The sequence below is a fragment of the Rhizobium sp. USDA 3886 genome, from assembly GCF_056279785.1.
On sequence record NZ_JBWCDC010000001.1, the window covers coordinates 214,189 to 231,541 of the forward strand.

Annotated in this window: 19 protein-coding genes and 1 pseudogene; 13 read left to right on the plus strand and 7 right to left on the minus strand. The window is 60.6% G+C overall.

What is annotated here, in order from left to right; translation table 11 throughout:
• Nucleotides 1-11: 11 nt before the first annotated feature.
• The 4 genes from ACZ9BX_RS01075 to hemP are packed head-to-tail and all read right to left on the minus strand — an operon-like array spanning nucleotide 12 to nucleotide 3,308.
• The gene (locus ACZ9BX_RS01075; protein WP_476215115.1) at nucleotides 12-1,127 is read right to left on the minus strand and encodes a FecCD family ABC transporter permease; all 1,116 of its coding nucleotides are present in this window, start codon (nucleotides 1,125-1,127) and stop codon (nucleotides 12-14) included.
• A 1-nt stretch (nucleotide 1,128) separates the two neighbouring features.
• Nucleotides 1,129-2,055, minus strand: a complete 927-nt coding sequence (locus ACZ9BX_RS01080) for a heme/hemin ABC transporter substrate-binding protein (RefSeq protein ID WP_476215117.1) — start codon at nucleotides 2,053-2,055, stop codon at nucleotides 1,129-1,131.
• 11 nt (nucleotides 2,056-2,066) lie between these two features.
• Nucleotides 2,067-3,119, minus strand: a complete 1,053-nt coding sequence (locus tag ACZ9BX_RS01085; protein WP_476215119.1) for a hemin-degrading factor — start codon at nucleotides 3,117-3,119, stop codon at nucleotides 2,067-2,069.
• Between the two features lie 9 nt (nucleotides 3,120-3,128).
• Complete coding sequence (gene hemP / locus ACZ9BX_RS01090; protein WP_476219865.1) at nucleotides 3,129-3,308, minus strand: hemin uptake protein HemP; 180 nt, start codon at nucleotides 3,306-3,308, stop codon at nucleotides 3,129-3,131.
• Nucleotides 3,309-3,452: 144 nt separating this feature from the next.
• Here hemP and ACZ9BX_RS01095 point away from each other — a divergent pair, with 144 nt between their 5' ends.
• The 6 genes from ACZ9BX_RS01095 to ACZ9BX_RS01120 all read left to right on the plus strand — a co-directional run bounded on the left by ACZ9BX_RS01095 (nucleotide 3,453) and on the right by ACZ9BX_RS01120 (nucleotide 6,686).
• The gene (locus ACZ9BX_RS01095) at nucleotides 3,453-3,896 is read left to right on the plus strand and encodes a hypothetical protein (protein WP_476215121.1); all 444 of its coding nucleotides are present in this window, start codon (nucleotides 3,453-3,455) and stop codon (nucleotides 3,894-3,896) included.
• 62 nt (nucleotides 3,897-3,958) lie between these two features.
• On the plus strand, nucleotides 3,959-5,215 hold the full coding sequence (locus ACZ9BX_RS01100; RefSeq protein WP_476215123.1) for an energy transducer TonB: 1,257 nt from the start codon (nucleotides 3,959-3,961) through the stop codon (nucleotides 5,213-5,215).
• A 107-nt stretch (nucleotides 5,216-5,322) separates the two neighbouring features.
• Nucleotides 5,323-5,736, plus strand: coding sequence for a DUF2325 domain-containing protein (locus tag ACZ9BX_RS01105; RefSeq protein ID WP_027510203.1), 414 nt, complete (start codon nucleotides 5,323-5,325; stop codon nucleotides 5,734-5,736).
• Entirely contained in the window at nucleotides 5,733-5,999 is a 267-nt protein-coding gene (locus ACZ9BX_RS01110; protein ID WP_132564076.1) for a hypothetical protein, read from the plus strand. The genes ACZ9BX_RS01105 and ACZ9BX_RS01110 overlap by 4 nt, the downstream gene beginning before the upstream one ends.
• Before the next feature lie 10 nt (nucleotides 6,000-6,009).
• Nucleotides 6,010-6,324, plus strand: a complete 315-nt coding sequence (gene hmuQ / locus ACZ9BX_RS01115; protein WP_027510205.1) for a heme-degrading protein HmuQ — start codon at nucleotides 6,010-6,012, stop codon at nucleotides 6,322-6,324.
• The gene (locus tag ACZ9BX_RS01120) at nucleotides 6,321-6,686 is read left to right on the plus strand and encodes a bleomycin resistance protein (RefSeq protein WP_027510206.1); all 366 of its coding nucleotides are present in this window, start codon (nucleotides 6,321-6,323) and stop codon (nucleotides 6,684-6,686) included. The genes hmuQ and ACZ9BX_RS01120 overlap by 4 nt, the downstream gene beginning before the upstream one ends.
• 2 nt (nucleotides 6,687-6,688) lie before the next feature.
• Here the strand turns inward: ACZ9BX_RS01120 and ACZ9BX_RS01125 are convergent, their stop codons facing one another.
• Together ACZ9BX_RS01125 and ACZ9BX_RS01130 are read right to left on the minus strand one after the other, a co-directional pair.
• Nucleotides 6,689-7,045 (minus strand): DUF423 domain-containing protein, encoded by a 357-nt coding sequence (locus ACZ9BX_RS01125; protein WP_476215127.1) that lies wholly within the window; start codon nucleotides 7,043-7,045, stop codon nucleotides 6,689-6,691.
• An 8-nt stretch (nucleotides 7,046-7,053) separates the two neighbouring features.
• Entirely contained in the window at nucleotides 7,054-7,443 is a 390-nt protein-coding gene (locus ACZ9BX_RS01130; protein WP_476215129.1) for a group II truncated hemoglobin, read from the minus strand.
• Between the two features lie 156 nt (nucleotides 7,444-7,599).
• Between ACZ9BX_RS01130 and ACZ9BX_RS01135 the strand changes: the two genes are divergently transcribed.
• From ACZ9BX_RS01135 to ACZ9BX_RS01150, 4 genes and pseudogenes are all read left to right on the plus strand, one after another.
• The gene (locus tag ACZ9BX_RS01135) at nucleotides 7,600-8,163 is read left to right on the plus strand and encodes a TetR/AcrR family transcriptional regulator (RefSeq protein WP_476215131.1); all 564 of its coding nucleotides are present in this window, start codon (nucleotides 7,600-7,602) and stop codon (nucleotides 8,161-8,163) included.
• Between the two features lie 18 nt (nucleotides 8,164-8,181).
• Entirely contained in the window at nucleotides 8,182-8,523 is a 342-nt protein-coding gene (locus ACZ9BX_RS01140; RefSeq protein WP_476215133.1) for an SMR family transporter, read from the plus strand.
• A gap of 68 nt (nucleotides 8,524-8,591) precedes the next feature.
• Nucleotides 8,592-8,699 (plus strand): annotated as a pseudogene (locus ACZ9BX_RS01145) (ThuA domain-containing protein); the annotation flags it as partial.
• A 9-nt stretch (nucleotides 8,700-8,708) separates the two neighbouring features.
• On the plus strand, nucleotides 8,709-9,752 hold the full coding sequence (locus ACZ9BX_RS01150) for a Gfo/Idh/MocA family protein (RefSeq protein WP_476215135.1): 1,044 nt from the start codon (nucleotides 8,709-8,711) through the stop codon (nucleotides 9,750-9,752).
• A 44-nt stretch (nucleotides 9,753-9,796) separates the two neighbouring features.
• Here ACZ9BX_RS01150 and ACZ9BX_RS01155 read toward each other — a convergent pair whose 3' ends face one another.
• Nucleotides 9,797-10,987 (minus strand): glycosyltransferase, encoded by a 1,191-nt coding sequence (locus tag ACZ9BX_RS01155; protein ID WP_476215137.1) that lies wholly within the window; start codon nucleotides 10,985-10,987, stop codon nucleotides 9,797-9,799.
• Nucleotides 10,988-11,289: 302 nt separating this feature from the next.
• Between ACZ9BX_RS01155 and ACZ9BX_RS01160 the strand changes: the two genes are divergently transcribed.
• From ACZ9BX_RS01160 to ACZ9BX_RS01170, 3 genes are read left to right on the plus strand one after another with little or no spacing between them, the layout of a single operon-like run.
• Nucleotides 11,290-12,630: a polysaccharide biosynthesis/export family protein gene (locus ACZ9BX_RS01160; RefSeq protein WP_476215139.1), complete on the plus strand. Its 1,341-nt coding sequence runs from the start codon at nucleotides 11,290-11,292 to the stop codon at nucleotides 12,628-12,630.
• A gap of 32 nt (nucleotides 12,631-12,662) precedes the next feature.
• Complete coding sequence (locus ACZ9BX_RS01165) at nucleotides 12,663-15,923, plus strand: nucleotide-binding protein (protein ID WP_476215141.1); 3,261 nt, start codon at nucleotides 12,663-12,665, stop codon at nucleotides 15,921-15,923.
• A gap of 4 nt (nucleotides 15,924-15,927) precedes the next feature.
• A complete protein-coding gene (locus tag ACZ9BX_RS01170; RefSeq protein ID WP_476215142.1) occupies nucleotides 15,928-17,199 on the plus strand; it encodes a glycosyltransferase family 4 protein in 1,272 nt (423 codons plus the stop codon).
• The last annotated feature ends 154 nt before the right edge of the window (nucleotides 17,200-17,353 follow it).

Consider the following 17,353-nt stretch of genomic DNA (forward strand, 5'->3'; position numbering starts at 1 on the left):
GAAATTCACTTTTAAAGTGCCAGCCGTGAGCGCTGCCGCAACAATATCCAGAGGAAGAACGGCCCGCCGATGGCCGCGGTGATGATTCCGATCGGCAATTCGGCGGGCGCGACGATGGTGCGCGCCAGAACGTCGGCGAAGATCAAGAGAGAGCCGCCGAGGAGGGCGGAGGCGGGCAGCAGGTAGCGGTGGTCGGGGCCGATGATCATGCGCAGGAGATGCGGCACGACAATGCCGACGAAGCCGATACCGCCGCTGACCGCGACCGACGCGCCGGTCGCGGCAGCTACGGCTACGATCGCAATATTCTTCAGCCGCTGAACCGGGACGCCCATATGAAACGCGGCGGCCTCGCCGAGGGTTATGGCATTCAGCCCGCGCGCCAAGAAGGGCAGGACGGCAAAAGATACCAGAATGATCGGCGCGGCTGCGGCGATCTTCATCCAGGTTGCGCCTGCAAGCGAACCCATGGACCAGAAGGTGAGATCGCGCAGTTGCTGATCGTTAGCGACGTAAGTCAGCAGGCCCGTCATCGCGCCGGTCAAGGCTGCGAGCGCGATGCCTGCAAGCAGCATTGTGGCGACCGAGGTCTGGCCGTTGCTCGTTGCGATTCGGTAAAGCAGCACCGCTGTAATAAGGCCGCCGCCGAAAGCTGCAATCGGTAGAGCATAGATGCCAAGCAGCGCAAGGAACGGCATGGCGATCGTTCCGCCGAGCACGATCATCACGACGGCGCCGAAGCTCGCTCCGGACGACACGCCGACGAGGCCGGGATCGGCAAGCGGATTGCGGAACAGACCCTGCATCACAGCGCCCGAGACGGCGAGCGAACCGCCGACGAGAAAACCGAGGATCGCCCGCGGCATGCGGATATCGAAGATGATGATCCGATCGCGCATGTTGAGCGCCGCTTCCGAACCCAAGATGTTTGCGATCACATCGACGATCGAGGCATCCGAGGCGCCGGTCGTCACGGAAAACAGCAGCGAGAAGAACGAACCAACGACGAGCAGGCCAATCACAAGGAGCGCCAGCCGCGCCCGATCGCCCGTTTCGTGGCGTTGACGAAACGCGGCTATCGAGAAAATTGATCGTTTCTGTCCCGTCATGGCATCCAGCAGAACCATCTCAGCCCCCGTAGATGGCTTCGTTCAATTCGCGGACGGCGCCTGCAGTGCGCGGGCCGAAGCCGAGCAGGTGCAGCCCGTCCATGCGGATGACGGCCTTCCTTTGAGCCGCGGGGGTCAACGCGAGCGCCGGCTGCTTGAAGAGGTCGTCGTTGGCGGCGGCGTGGCTGCCCTGACGGTTCATCATCAGGATCACGTCGGGCTTTGCCTCGATGATCGCCTCATCGGTCACCGGCTTGTAGCCGGAGAAGCTGCCGACGGCATTGATGGCGCCTGCGAGCTTGACGATGCCATCGGCTGCCGTGTCCGTGCCGGAGGCCATGATCTTGCCGCCCTGCGTGCTGAGGATGAAAAGCACGCGCTTGCGCTCTGCGTCCGGCCGCTTACCTGCATCGGCGACCGCGGCATCCAGATCGGCACCGACCTTGGCCTCCAGTGCCTTGGCCTTGTCCGGTACGGCGAGCAATGTGCCGATCCTGTTGATCTTCGTCAGGATGCCTGCGCGATCATAGGTACTCGGAATGGTTTCGAACGGCACGCTGGCGTTCTTCAGGACGGTCAGCGCTTCCGGCGGGCCGGAGCCTTCGACGGCGATGATTGCGGTCGGGTTGACGGCGAGGATGCCTTCCGGCGAGAGAGCCCGCATATAGCCCACATCCGGCAGCTTCATGGCCGCAACGGGGTAGATGCTGGTGGAATCGCGGGCGATGAGGCGGCTTTCTTCGCCGAGCGCGTAGACGATCTCCGTCACGTCTCCACCGATGGCGACGAGACGAGACGTGTCGATCTTTTTCGGTTCCTCGGCATGCGCGGCCCGGATGAAGCTATTGTCCGCCGTCGCGGCGGGCAGCAAAGGCAGCACCATAACGGCCGCCGTCAGCGCCAGTTCCCAAAGCCGGAGGCGGCGCAGGTTCGAAGGTATTTTCATCGTTCCGTTCCTTACGCTGCGACGCTCGCTTCGGCCTTCGGCAGGCTTTCGATGATCTCGCGCCAATCGGTGCGCTCGTCGAAACCTTCCTTCCGCTTGCCGAAGAACTGGATGATCATCTCGCCCTTGGCGTCATAGGCTTCCAGCGAGGTGACGTGGCCGTCCTTGGTGGGCTTTCTCACGGCCCAGGTCTCGGCGATATGGTCCTGGCGCAGATGCAGGTGGAAGGTTGGATCCATGATGTTGATCCACGGTCCCATCGCCTGAACGTTAAAGATCGGCCCGGAATGGATCTGCACGATGCCGTTGTTCGCGACAAAGCACATGATCGGCAGGCCGGCCTTGACGGAGGCATGCATCATATCGGCCGTCGCGGTGTTGTCGAGCTTCCAGGCGTAATCGTCGCCGACCGTGTGCAGCGCAGCCTGACGGCCGATCTTGAGGCGCTTCAGCATGCCGAAGAATTCATGCGTGTCCGCGAGCTTGCTCCAGTTGTGGCGCAGCTCGTCACGACCGACGTTGCCGCTCTCATCCTCGGAAGCGGAGATTTCGGCCTCGATGAGTTCCTGCGACTGATCGTCGAGCTTCAGATCGGCGACGATCGAGCGGTAGGCCTCGACGTTTGAATTCGGGCGCAGATGCACTTTGTGGACCGCGTTGCCCGTCTTGTCGAAATACTGCAGGCTGAGGCGCTCCTCGTCGCCGTTCTTCTTCGTGACAGCAAAGCCATGGACCCAGCGGCTCGGGAAGATGCGAAGGTCGATGTTTTCGCCGAGCACGATTGCGCTCTGTGTGCCCATCTTGATGTTTTCGAAGACGCCGATTTTTTCGTGGACGGCGCTTTCATTGCGCGACAGCGCTAGGACTTCACCGAGTTCGGCCACGCGTTCCAGAAGCTTCAGCGCACTGGCGTCAATGCGCGTCGCGGAAATGCCGACTTCGGCGGCGACCAGGGCCGCTTCGGAAATGTTCAGCCGCGCCGCGATATCGCGCTCGCGCATCTGCGGATTTTCGGCGCGGAACGCGCGAATTTCGGCCGGTGCCGGTCTGGTCTTGTCAGTCATCTGCTACCCTTACTTATTGAGAATGAGTTTGCCCTGCCGGGTAATTTTCATGCGGTAGACCAAGCCGTCATGCCGGATCATGATCTCGTTCGCACCGCGGAAAATGTCCGCGCTTTCGATGGTGCGGATTTCGGCTGCCTCCCGCGGGAGAGGCGCATGCTTAAAAGTGTCTGGTTTCTCAACCATCATTTCGGTTGGCAATTTCCGCTGGCGCCGGGGCTTGTTTTCCTCCGGCCTTGATACAATTAACTTGACTTTCATAGTCACCATTTTTTAAAGACGCAATAGCGGACTTTTCAAGTCAAGTTTTAGAAATTACATGGAGAAGCGGTGATGGCGGCGGGCGGATTTGCGGCATTTGTGGCAGGCGGATTGCTGGCGACTGGAACTCTTTGCCCCGCTTGTGCGCAGAATGCCGCCGCGGCGGCCCCCGCGAATGTCCTCGAAGTCGAGTTGAATGCGCTAACGCCCTCGCAGAAGGGCTGCATGATGACCTTCGTGGCACTCAACAAGCTTGCCGCGCCCGTCAACAAGATCTCCTTCGAGCTTGCTTTCTTCAACGACAAGAATGCCGTCGACAAGATCACCGTGCTCGACTTCCGCGATCTGCCGCAAGGCAAGAAACGCGTGCGGCAGTTCGACATGCCGAATGTGAAGTGTGAGGCCGTGACCCGCATCCTCATCAACGACACGCCGGTCTGCGATGGCCCGGCCGCTGGCGAATGCATGAAGGGCCTCGTCACCCGTTCGCAGATTTCCGTTCCCTTCGAGGGATGAGCAGTTCATGCCGGGGATGATCCCCGGCGGGTTTCAGTTTCAAACCGGCCGGGGCAGGGCACATGGCAGTTTCAGCGAGATCCAGGTCGCGACGCGATTTCATCGTGGAGCAGGATGCTGACGGCCTGAACGACAATGCGCCAGGCATCCATCCCGGCCATGAAATGCCCGAGTTGCGGAATGCGCAGCGCCAGCCCGCCGCAGAAGCCGTGATGCACTATGCGCGTCTGTCGCTGATCGAATCTTTTCCGGAACATCCGCAGGCACAAACGACAGTGGCGGCAGATGCGCCGCCGATGGACCAAAGCGCCCTTGAAAAGCAAGCGAACGAGCCGAAGCCGGGCAAGCGCCGCGTCTTCATTGCCTGCCTGACCTCCTTTGCTTTTCACGCCATTCTCTTCACCGCCCTGGCTGTCGGCTTCGTCGTGACACCGCACGAAACGGAGGAAGAAGCAGGCGAGGCCGTGAGCGTCATTATTCTCGGTGATTCAGAAGCCGACCAGGCCTCTGCCGGCGATCCGGACCTGCAAGTGGAGCCGCAGCCGGAAGAGATCGTCGCCGAGACGGTGCAGCCGCGGATCGTGCAGCCTACGGAACAGCCGACGGAGGTTCCGCCAGAGACGGTGCAGCCAATCCAGGCGGAGGCCGTGCCACCGGTGCAGGAGGTTACACGCGTCTCCCCCGAGACGGTGACGGCGGCGGAACCTGAAGTGCTGACGTCGAATGTTCCGGCAGAGACGTCGGTCGTGCAGCCGATGGCGACGGAGGTGCCAGAGGAGGTGAAGCCCGTCGAGCCGGTAGAGACCGCCGAAGCGCTACCGGAGCCGGTAAAGCCCGAAGAGGCACCCGCACCGACGCCGAAGCCGAAGGCGGTTCAGCCGGTTGAGAAGCCGGTGGAAAAGAAGCAGCCGCCGAGGAAGGTGGAGAAGAAGGTCGCTGGATCGCAAGGCGAGAACAAGCAGGATTCCATGCGAGGGGCCAGCGACGGAAGCGAGACGGCAAGTTCGGATCGCAATTCGCAGGCAGCGAGTAACAACAGTGGCATCGGCACCGCGGCCAAGGCGAATTATGCCGGTAAGGTTAGGAGCCGCATTCGACGTGCGATCAGGACGCCGCGCGGGATCGAGGGAGATGTAGTAATCACGTTCTCGGTGAGCGGTAGCGGCGGCTTAAACTCCGTTCGCGTGTCCAGAGGATCCGGCGATCCTAAGGTTGATCAATTTGCCCTTGATGCTGTGCGGCGTGCCGCGCCATTTAGTCCGCCGCCGGGCGGCCAGGCCATGCTTATGTCCGTGCCAATTGCTATCAATCAAAGATAATATGACAAAAACTGTCAACTTTATACTTTACTCTAAAAATCAAGTTTAATAAGGTCCGTTCGCACACGTTAGAATCGTGTGACGATCAACGAGCGAACGGGTGGTAAATGGCTCGGAAGGCGAAGAAGGGACTAAACCGGGAAATCCGCGTCAGCGCGGATGTGGCAGCGCAGGCGACGCAGCAGGATCCTGGACGATCCAAACTGGATGGCCGCAGTTTCCTCTATGTCGGCGGCCGCGATTGCCAGGTGGCGCATCTTCGCCAGATCGCGAGCAACTTCGGTGCCGAACTGATCCATCACGATGGCGGTCTGCGCGAGGCGGTCTCCCGTATCGATACAGTGCTTCCCTCCGTCGACTGCGTGTTCTGCCCGATCGACTGTATCAGCCACGATGCCTGCCTGCGTGTGAAGACCGGCTGCAAGAAGTTCGGCAAGGCCTTCATTCCGCTGCGCAACGGCAGCAAATCGAGCCTCGAGCGTGCGCTGCAGACCATGAACGAACGAGACAATTCCCGATGAAAGATCAGCACCCTGACGGGTTCATGATGATCGGCCTGCACAAGCTCGCCGCGCAGAATGGTGATGGCCTTGTGCCCGAACTTTACGACCTCTTGGTGAAAAATGCCGAGCGCGAGCACCTTTATCCGAACGTGACCGAGTTTCCCGTCTGGGAAGCGCGCATGCCGGGCGAAAAGGCCGATGCAGCACTTGGCCGCGAGGCGGCAAACGGCAATAATGTCGTTGCCTTCCCGCAGGCCCGCGCGGACGGCAGTAAGGTGTGAGGAGGTTTCGATGTACATTGCGATGAACCGCTTCAAGGTCGCGACCGGCGCCGAGGCGGATTTTGAAAATGTCTGGCGCAGCCGCGATTCCAGCCTCTCGCAGGTGCCGGGCTTCATCGAGTTCCGCCTACTGCGTGGAAAGGCCAATGCGGAGGAAGGCTATACGCTATTTTCCTCGCATACGCTCTGGCAGAGCGAGGAGGATTTCCAGAACTGGACGAAATCCGAGAACTTCCGCGCAGCGCACCGTAATGCGGGCGAGCACAAGGTGATGTACAAGGGGCCGCCGGTGTTCGAAGGCTTCAACGTCGTGGACGGCATATGAGCGGGGATCCGGACCGTATCGAGGTCCTGCCGGTCCTGCCGTCGCTCGACATTGCCGAGACGCTTGCCTTTTATCGCGACGAGCTCGGCTTTGCGCAGATCGTGCACCAAACGCCTGACTATCTGATCGTCAGGCGCGATGAGATGGAACTGCATTTCTGGCGCACCGACGATACCGGCCTGCCGGAGAAGACGTCGGTCTATCTGCGCGGCGGGCGTATTGCCGCCCTTCATGCGGAATATCGCGCGAAGGGCGTCAGTCGTCTAACCGATATGGAAGTGCGACCGTGGAACATGGAGGAATTCTACATCCATGATCCGCACGGCAACCTGCTGCGCTTCGGCCGCGTGCCGCAGCGCTGACCTTATGGTTTGGTGGGCATCAGGCCGCCGGTGGCGATCGCCAGCCAACCCAGCATCATCGCCCAGCCGCCGGTCGGCGCGGCATAGGGAAATAGTCCGATCCCCGCAAACCGCAGCATCGCGAGATCGCCGGCAAAGAACAGCGTGCCAGCGATGATCAACAAACCGGCCAGGCGGGCGGTTCTGATCTTCTCGATGCCGATTGCGAGACCCAAGAGGGCAGGGGCGTGCGACAGACACATCGCGGAGGCGGAGGCTGCGAGCGCGGCTTCACCGCCGCCATGGGCGGCGACGGCGGCAAGTGCCACGCCCGCCGCGCCGAAGAGGCCAGCGAAAACAAAGAAAAGCGGTGCGGCCATGGCTGATCCTATTCATTGTTCTGCATATGGAAGGCGAGCCGTTCGACCGGCGTCCAGATGATCTCGCGCAGCTTCTCGCTGGCGATCGTTTCGTCGAGCGCGCGGCGGAAGCAGAACAGCCACTCATCGCGCTCGACCGGGCCGATCGTGGCAACGAAATGGCGGCTGCGCAGCCGCGGATGGCCGCGTTTGTCGGTATAGAGAGGCGGGCCGCCGAAGTAGCCCGTCAGATATTCGTAGAATTTCTCTTCGCTGCCTTCGAGGCTCGGCGGATGAACCGCGCGGACATGCTTTGCTTCCGGCAACGTGTCCATCAGCTCGTAGAAGCGATGCGTCAGCGTCCGCACCGTGTGGTTGCCGCCGATCGCTTGATAGAGCGTGATAACTTCTTCCGTCACAAATCCATCCCCTGAAGTCCGTATTTCTTAATGCACTGCCGTTGCCCTATCCGCAACCGGCTGCGGTGAGCCGCGGCATTTTGCGCAGGAACAGGCGGAAGCGTGGGATGCAGATTTCGATTGACAAAACCGTCCAGACGGTATTTTTAATAAATTATGTCAACCGCTCATCATCGCAAGAAGCAGCCTGTTCTCGTGCGCCGGCAATTACTGGATGTCGCCGCGCGCCTTGCGAGTGAGCAGGGCATGGCGTCGGTAACGCTCGATGCCGTCTCCGGGGCATCCGGCATCAGCAAGGGTGGCCTGCTGCACCATTTTCCGACCAAGAACGCTCTGCTGGATGCGCTGTTCGACAGTCTGCTAGAGCGTTTCGATCAAGAGCTCGATGAGCTGATGCGGGCCGATCCGGGGCCGCACGGACGCTTCACGCGCGCCTATCTTTTCGCGTGTGCCGACATCAGCGAAAGGACGGACGACTCCCGCCACTGGACACAGGTGACGATCGCGATGCTGGCCGAGCCGCGGCTGCGCAAGCGCTGGCGGGAATGGGTGCGGGAGCGGGCGGACGAATATGTCGGCACCGACTCGTCGATCGATGCGCAGATCGTGCGCTTTGCCGCGGATGGTCTCTGGCTTGCCGAGGCGACGGAAAGTCACGAGATCGGTGCTGCCGAACGAAGTGCGCTGATTGCGCGCCTTATAGAACTCACGAAACACTGATTTTCGAAGGATTGAACCATGAGCCCGGCTGCCGTCTACGCGCTGCTCCTCGCCGCGATCGTATTGGAAGTAATCGGCACCACCGCCCTGCAGCTTTCGCAGCAGCTCACGCGTTTCTGGCCGAGCGTACTTCTCGTCGCCTGCTACACGACGTCCTTCTACGTCCTGTCGCTCACTTTGAAGGTGATCCCGGTCGGCATTGCCTATGCGATCTGGAGCGCTTTGGGAATAGTGCTGATTTCGGTGGTCGGGTTTGTCTATTTTAAGCAGCGCCTCGATCTTCCCGCCATGATCGGGCTCGGGTTGATCATTTCCGGCGTCCTGGTCGTCAACCTCTTTTCGAAATCCATTTCTCATTGATTTCTCTCGGTTTTCTCCGTCAATACCTCGCGTTGCAAGAGCCGCGCCAAGAGGTCTGTGTGCCGGCTGCGTTGACGAGCATCGCGGATGCCCCAAATGAGCCGGTAAGGAAGGCACTGGAGCCGATTGAAGAGCGCGGCCCGAAACCACACCGGACGGCCGCCGCTCACTGCTGAGGAGCATCCATGCGACTACTCGTTCTTGGTACGGGCGTGATGGCGAAGAACCAGTTGCGCCATTTCGCGCACATGGATGGTGTCGAGGTCGTCGGCGCGGTCGATACCGATCCCGATCGCCTGAAGCTCTTCGCCGATGAATTCGGCATCGAAAAACGTTTCCTGACATTGGACGACGCCATAGCCTGGGGTGATTTCGACGCCGCGACGAACGTCACGCCGGACCGCATCCATCACCCGACGACCATGGCGCTGATTGCTGCGGGCAAACATGTGCTGTGCGAAAAGCCGCTGGCGGAAAACTATCCGAAGGCTCTGGAGATGACGGAAGCGGCTGAAACGGCAGGCGTCGTCAATATGGTGAACCTCACCTACCGCAACGTCGCGCCGCTGCAGCGCGCCCGCGAGATGGTGCTCGCCGGCGAGCTCGGCACCATCAAGCATGTGGAAGCATCCTATCTGCAGAGCTGGCTCGTGTCGCGCGCCTGGGGCGACTGGCGCACGGAATCGACTTGGCTCTGGCGTCTTTCGACCGGCCACGGGTCGACCGGTGTGCTCGGCGATGTCGGCATCCACATCCTCGATTTTGCCGCTTATGGTGCAGCGACCGATATCGATCACGTCTTTGCCCGGCTGAAGACCTTCAACAAGGTACCGGGCGGCCAGATCGGCGAATATCTTCTGGATGCGAACGACAGCTTCACGATGTCGCTCGATTTCGCCAATGGCGCGCTCGGCGTGGTGCATGCCAGCCGCTGGGCGACGGGCCACTTGAACGAGCTGAAGCTTCGCATCTACGGCGAGAGGGGAAGTCTTGAGGTCAACCATCGCCCTACCGGCTCGGATTTGCGCGGCTGCCTCGGCGAGAATGTCGAGAGTGCGACCTGGAGGGAGATCGAGGCCGCTCCGGTTTCGACGAACTACCAGCGCTTTGCCGAAGCGGTGATGAGCGGCCTGCAGCCAGACCCCAACTTCCGCCACGCCGCCAACCTGCAGAAGGTGATCGATCTTGCCATGATCACCGAGCGCGAACGGCGCGAACTGAAGGTGTGATTTCGGAAAAACGCGCTGCGCGCCCGGCCAGCGCGGACGCTCCGTTAGTGGACGATATCCGTTCCAGGCGGGGGGACGGGGAAGACGCTGTCCAGAGGAAACCGGCGGGTCTCCGCATGGGAGGTCGCAGCAAGTGCGCTAGTTCTTCTCGCCCGAAGTTCCTCCTGGATGATCGAGTCCATGCCGAACCTGAAATTCCTGGTGCTGAACCGCGCTGCGTGCGTGCGAATGGTTTCGGGATCGAAATCCTCGGTGTGTTCTTCAAACGACCGCACTGCGTCGACGATGGCTTCAACGTTCTGCTCATAGAAGAGGAGGCCGGTTTCTCCCGGCACGACCGTTTCAAGCGCTCCGCCACTGCCGAAAGCGATGACCGGCCGGCCGCTCGCCATGGCTTCCACCGGCACAAGGCCGAAATCCTCCTCTCCGGGGAAGATCAGGGCGCGGCATCGGGCCAGTTTTTCCTTGAGAACCGGAAAGGGCACCCGCCCCAGGAATTTCACGGTCGGCCCCGCGATCGACTTCAGCATGGCAAGCTCTTTGCCTTCGCCGATGACGACGAGGTTGCGTCCCATCTTGGAAAAGGCCCTCACGGCGAGATCGACCCGCTTGTAGGAGACGAGCTGCCCGGCGCAAAGATAAAAGTCCTCGATGGCATCCGCCGGCGCATAGTCCTCGACTGCTACCGGCGGATAGACGACCGTGGCGGAGCGTCCGTAATACTTGCCGATGCGCGCTCTCACATGGTGCGAATTCGCGACGAAACGGTCCACGCGCATGCTGGTGCTGACATCCCAGGACCGCAGAAGCGGGGCGATCACCGGAAGCATCATTCTGGAGGCGAGTCCGGCATGCGAACGGTAGACGTGATAGTGGTCCCAGATATAACGCATCGGCGAATGGCAGTAGCAGACATGCGTCGAATGTGGCGGAGCGATGATGCCCTTGGCGGGGCCGGATTCGCTTGAGATGATGAGGTCGTACCCGCTGAGATCCAGACTTTCGAGCGCGAAGGGCATTAGCGGAAGCAGCGACTGGTAATGCCTGACGGCACCCGGCAGGCGCTGCAGAAACGACGTCTTGACGACATGTCCCCTTATTTTTTCCGAGACACGGCTTTCATCGTAAACGAGGGTGAAGATGTCGGCGTCTGGGAACATGTCGCAGAGGGCCTCGACGACCTTCTCGCCGCCGCGCATCGAAACCAGCCAGTAATGAACAATCGCGACACGCATGATGTCTCCCTCGCCAACCAGTCGGATCATCATCGTTGAAGCGGGGGACATTCCACAGAGCCTAGATTGGTCTGCAACGGCCCTAAAACGGTGTAGAGCCACGGCCGAAAGACCTATGTGGAGCGGCCACTTGGCCGGAGATACCGCAACTGGGGTAAGCGGCCGGTTGGTTTCTACTCCGTCTTCCTCAGATTGGACTAAAGCAGGCTGCCTCGCGGTGGATTTACTCGAATTGCATTAGGCGCATCATCGGAATTCGGCGGTTTGCCCGCTGCAGAATCACGAGGAGAACAAGTCGCGCCATGCCCATTGCTGCCGTACGCAATTCAAGAACCGCATTGCCCGGCGCCCGTCGTGTCCTCCGCTTCATCATGGCGGCAGGGCTCATTGGCACCGCTTTCACCGGACAAGCCGTCCATGCCGCAGACGACAGCTACCGCATCAAAGCGCAGACGAGGATGAAGGTCTCGGTCGTGGAATGGGTGACTTCAACGGGCGAGTACAAGGAATGGACCGCTCTCAACGGTGAATTTGCCGTGTCTCAGCGCGGCGATATCTCGATGCCGATGGTCGGCGAGATTGCCGTTCTCGGCAAGACGACGGAAGAGACGGCCCTCCTGATCGGTGAGAGGATCAAGAAACTGACGGGCCTTGCGACCGCTCCCATCGCTTCGGTTGAGATCGCCAAATATCCGATGGTCTATGTCACGGGTGCCGTCGAGCGACCGAACGAGTTCGAATTCCGGCCAGGACTGACCGTCAAGCAAGCGCTTGCGCTGGCTGGCGGACGGGAACGCCGCGCCGACCGCTCCGGCGAATATGCCGACGCCGAGCAGATTCGTTACGCCGGGGAATTCAGCCGCCTCGAGCTTCAGGCAAAACAGCTCATGGCCCGCCGCGCCAGGCTGATGGCCGAGCTGAACGACAAGCCTTCCGTGGATTTTCCTCCGGAACTGACCGGGGCCCCCGAAGGTTCAGTCGTGAGCCAGATACTGAAAAGCGAAAGCGCTCTCTTCACGGCAAGAGCCGACGCCTTGCGGCACCAGCTGGAATCCGCAGCAGATCTCATGAAGCTCTTGCGAAGCGAGATCACTGTGCTCGACGAGAAGATGGTGGCGCAGGAAAGGCAAGTGCAGATCGCCCAGGATGAGCTTGTCGACATCGCAAAACTCGTCGACACCAAGATCCTGACCACCTCCCGCAAGACATCCCTCGAACGCATCGTCGCCGATATGCAGAGCGACAAGCTCGATCTGGTCGTCGCGTCGATGCAGGCCAAGCAGAAGCTGAACGAAACCGAACGCGAAGCACTCAACCTGAAGGGCCAGCGCAAGACAGAGGTGGGGCAGGAGCTGCAGGTAACAGAAGCGGAGCTGGAAGACGTGCGGTTGAAGCGCACCACGACCGTTCAGCTGCTGCAGGCCGCAGGCGCGTCCGTTGCACGCTACGAAAGCCTCCAGGCCGTCGACGTGCAACCGCTTGAGTACTGGCTGACCCGCGGCGGTGGTTCGGGCACTGCTGCTCCGGTTCCAGATAGCGCTGAGCTTGAGCCGGGGGATGTGCTGGACGTTCGCTACAATGTCTCCAAGAACCTGGACGGCTCGATGCTTTCGTCTGCCAATCCTCCTCCGCGGGTACAGTAAATCACATGAATTCGAGGATCGGGCAAAACAATATGGTTGTTCACGACATCGGCAAGCTTATCCCCGGCGATCAGTTCGGCAAGAAGCAATCACCTGACACCGAAAATATATCGTTCGGCGACATTTGGCGCTTTCTGAAGCGTCACACCTTGATACTCGCCTTCTTCACGGCGGTAGGCGCTGCCGCAGGCGGTGCTTATGTCGCCACCCAGCCACCGCTTTTCTTCGCCGCTGCCCGCCTCGTCATGGATCCCGAGCAGGGCCGGATCGCGTCGCAGGATGCTTTCACTGGAACGATTATCATCGAGGCGGCTGAAATCGCCAGTCAGGTGGAGATCATCCAGTCGGAGCCGATCGCGAAAGCGGTCATCAACAAACTCAATCTCTCCGAGGATCCGGAAATCCAGGACAATGCGTCGTGGCGGTCGATCGCCAAGGACTGGCTGCAGTCGATGATCGGCGAAGCGGCGGCACCCGCCGTGCCCGGCCAGGAGGCGTCAGACGAGGAGATACGCATGCGCAGGACGATGGCGTCGTTCCTGTCGCGGGTCTCGGTCGTCAGGGTAGGGCAATCCTATATCCTCGAAATCGGCTACAAATCTACCGATCCGCAAAAGGCAGCTCGCGTCGCGAACGCCCTTGCGCAAGCCTATATGGATTCGGCCGTCTCCGCGCGCGCCGCAGCAGCGCAAAGCGGGGCGAACTGGCTGGAAACCCGGTTGATCGACGTGGAGAAGCAAGCCCGGGAGGCGGCATTGGATGCAGAAGAATTCCGGGCCATGAACGGCATAATGGAACTCGGCACCACGTCGTCCCTGGACCAGCAGCAATTGTCCGAAATCAGCAGCCAAGCCATTTCCGCAAGTGCCGAGACCGCTGCCGCGTCCGCCAAGCTCGATACCCTCAATCGGCTAATGGCGGGGGAAGCGGTTGGCGGCAGCGTTCAGGAGACGATCGACAACCCCCGCATACAGAAACTCCAGGAGGACGTCAGTCTTGCTACGTCAAGGCTGAACAATCTGATAAGCCGCTACGATCCGGGCAATCCCGCGATCGCGGCCGCCAAAGAGGAAGTTGCACGGCTAACCGGCGATATCAGGAACGAACTCGTCCGCATCCAGGAAGTATACAAAACGAACCTGCAGGTCGCGCAAACTCGCGAACGCCTCCTCAATGACCAGATGGCGGCGCTGACTGCGACCGGCACGGACAAAAACCTGGCGCGTGTGAAACTCACCGAAATGGAAAGTCGTGCGACGACCTATCGCCGCATCTATGAAGGAATTCTCCAACAACTGACGGGCACGTTGCAGAAGCAGTCTTTCCCGCTCGGAGATGCCCGTATCGTGACGGCCGCGTCCGCGCCGCTGACGAAGAGCTCACCGAAACCCTCCATTATCCTGCCCTTCACCACGCTGATGGGCCTGGCCGGTGGTCTTCTGCTCGCGCTGCTTTTTGATGGAAGGGGCAAGGGGATTCACTTGAACTCCAGGCTGCGGCAGGAACTCGGTATAGCGTCGCTTGGAAGCCTGCCTCTTCAGGGCGCAACGGCAGTTTTGCCCGCCGGGGCGAAGGCGGCAAACCTGCAGGCCGCGATGCCGCTGCGGGGTGTGCTCGATGCGCCCTATTCCGATTTCACCGAAGCCTTGCGAGGCGTGAAGAACTCCATTAGTTCGGCATTCCGCCCCAATTCGCCAACGGTCATCGGCATCACGTCGGTCGGCAGCGGCGAGGGAAAGACGACGGTTGCGGTGAACCTCGCGCAGCTCTACCAGAATGAAGGCACGCCGGTCGTCCTCGTCGATGCCGATTTCCAAAAAGGCTTCCTGAGCAAAGTGGTGAGTGCCGCCGGGGAGGACTTCGGGCTCCGCGTGCTGCGGATAGATCATATTGGCGCAGATGAGCCGCAAGCCGCGGAACATGTCGTGGCACGTCACGACGAGCACGGCCGCAGGAGAAGGAGAAGCAGGGACGACGAGCATGCTGAAGCCTCCACGCTGGTTCCCGTGCTGACCGTCGAGGAGACAACACGGTCTGCCGCATCCCATCAGATCTTCGGTCATCTTGCTGCGTTCAAGACGGAAATCGAGTTGCTCCGGCAGCGCTACGGCGTCGTCATCGTCGATCTGGCGGCATTTGAGGGTTCGGCGGATACCCGCCATATCTTCAGCTATCTGGATGGCATCGCGATTGTCGTCGGCAAGCCGAAGAAAATGACCATCGAGCGGCTGTCCGCCGCGCTTGCGAGTTTCGGCACGTCGCGGGTCAACCTTCTCGGGATCATCGCCAATCGCAGCGGCGGCAGGAAGCGTTCACCGAGAAAGCCTGCTTCGTCGCGGCCGAGCGAACCTGCCGTAAAACCGGCCACTCCCCATCTGGCCTTCAATGACAAGCCGCGCGGGCGCCCGCTCAAGGTGACTGTCGGCATCGCGAGTTCAGGCAGGAGCGAAGTCCTCTCTGCCGTGCTTCCCCATATATCGCGCCAGACGCGTCAGCCCGAGGAGGTCGTCATCTGCGTGCCCTCGCTCGAAGATGTCGACCGAATGAGCCTTTCCTCGCTTGCATGCCCGGTCAGGGTGCTGGTTTCAGAGCGCGGGCTTTGCCTTCAGCGCAACACAATTCTCGACAGCATCGTCGATGCGGATGTGGTGCTCTTCCTCGACGACGATTTCCTGATGACGCCCACTTATATCGAGGACACTGAGCTCCTGTTTCGTACCCGGCGCGATATCGTCATGTCGACGGGCACGGTCATCGCCGACGGGATCACCGGGGCGGGCATCTCGGTCTGCGACGGCCTTAAGCTGGTACAGAAGGTTCGCCGCCCGCAGAAACGCGAGAAATCCTTCAAGCCGATCTATAACGCCTATGGTTGCAACATGGCTGTCCGCGTTTCGGCGATCGTGGCTTCAGGAGTCCGGTTTGACGAGAACCTGCCGTTTTACGGCTGGCTCGAAGATGTCGACTTCAGCCGCATGATGGCGCGATATGGCGAGGTCATTTGTGCCGACCATCTCCAAGGCGTGCATCTCGGGACGAAGGCCGGACGAACGACCGGCATCAAGTTCGGATATTCGCAGATCGCCAATCCGATCTATCTCGTGCGCAAGAAAACGCTGAGTTCCGGACGGGCGGCTGCGCAAATGGGCCGGAATCTGGCCGCCAATCTCGTCAAAGTCTGGCGCCCCGAACCCTGGGTCGACCGGAAAGGGCGCCTCAAGGGCAATGCGATCGCACTTTTCGATCTTCTGACGGGCAGGCTTGCACCGCAGAAGATCAGAACGATGGGGTAGGGTCGTGATCACGCGCTATCCCGACCGTGTTGTCGTCATCAATGACCGTTCGACAAAGGTTGGAGGAGCCTCCAACCTTGCCATTCTGTCGGCGCACCTGCTCAAACGCGCCGGCATTCCCGTAACCTATCTGGCGGGCGACGCGGCCGGAAGCGAGCTGCCGGCGGACGACACCATCAATCTCGGCGGTGCGCCGCTGACCGCTCAGGGCCGCATCGCAGCGTTAATCAGCGGGCTTTACAACAAGCAGGCGCTCGAAGCCGTGCGCGAGGTTATCGACAGCGCCGACACGGCTTCGACGATCTATCATGTCCATGGCTGGTCGAAGATCCTTTCGCCCTCCATCTTCCAGGCCCTATGGCCGGTCCGCCAGCGCGTGGTCCTGCATGCGCATGATTATTTCCTGTGCTGCCCGAACGGCGGCTTTGCGAACTACCGAAAAGACACCGTCTGCACGCTCAAGCCGATGTCGGTGCCGTGCATGATGACGCAATGCGACAAACGCGGCTATCACGAGAAGATCTGGCGTTCTGCACGCCACTTGCTGCGGGAGCGGCTCTATCAGACGGACGAGCTCCCGGCCAATATCGTCATCGTGCATCAGCGGATGCGTGAATATTTCGAGCGCGCCGGCATCTGCACCGATCATATCGAGACCATTCGCAATCCGGTGGAGCCGTTCCTGCACAGAGGGGCCGAACCCTGGACGATGCGAGATTTCTTCTTCGTGGGAAGGCTCGAGCCGGAAAAAGGGTTCGAGGATGCCGCGCGAGCGGCGCGGCTTGCCAATGTGAAGCTCCAGATCATTGGCGATGGCGCAGGGCGGTTGATATTGGAACGCGACTATCCTGAAGTCGTCATCCACGGCTGGAAAGCGAAAGAAGAGATGCACGAACTCCTGCGCAATGCGCGCGCCATCGTCGTGTCGTCGCGCGTGCCGGAACCTTTCGCGCTTGCAGCCGTCGAAGCGATCGGAAGCGGAATTCCCGTCATTGTGCCTGACGCCGCCTTGTTGGGAAACGAGCTTGAGGAATTCGGTTGCGCGCTGACATTCAGGACGGGGGACGTCGGATCGCTGGCGACGGCGATCCGACGGCTCGCAGCCGATGATGCGGTGGTACGCTCCATGAGCTTGAACGGCCTCAGCAAGGCGCCCGGGCTTGCTCATTCGCCGGAGACCTGGGGCGAAGCGCTGATCGCTCTCTACGGCCGGATCTTGGCGCGAACGAGCTTGGCTGGTGTTGCCGGCCGGCTACCTGAACGATCCGGTAATTGATCCGCCGCCTATCGCCATCCGTTCATTTAATTGAACGGCATCAAGCAGATACCCTTGTTGAAAGCGGTTGTGTTCTCTCGTGTCTCGACAGTTTTAAAAGGTGAATGAATCAATGGTCCCGCCATCGGTATTCGGGCCTACTTCTATCTGACTA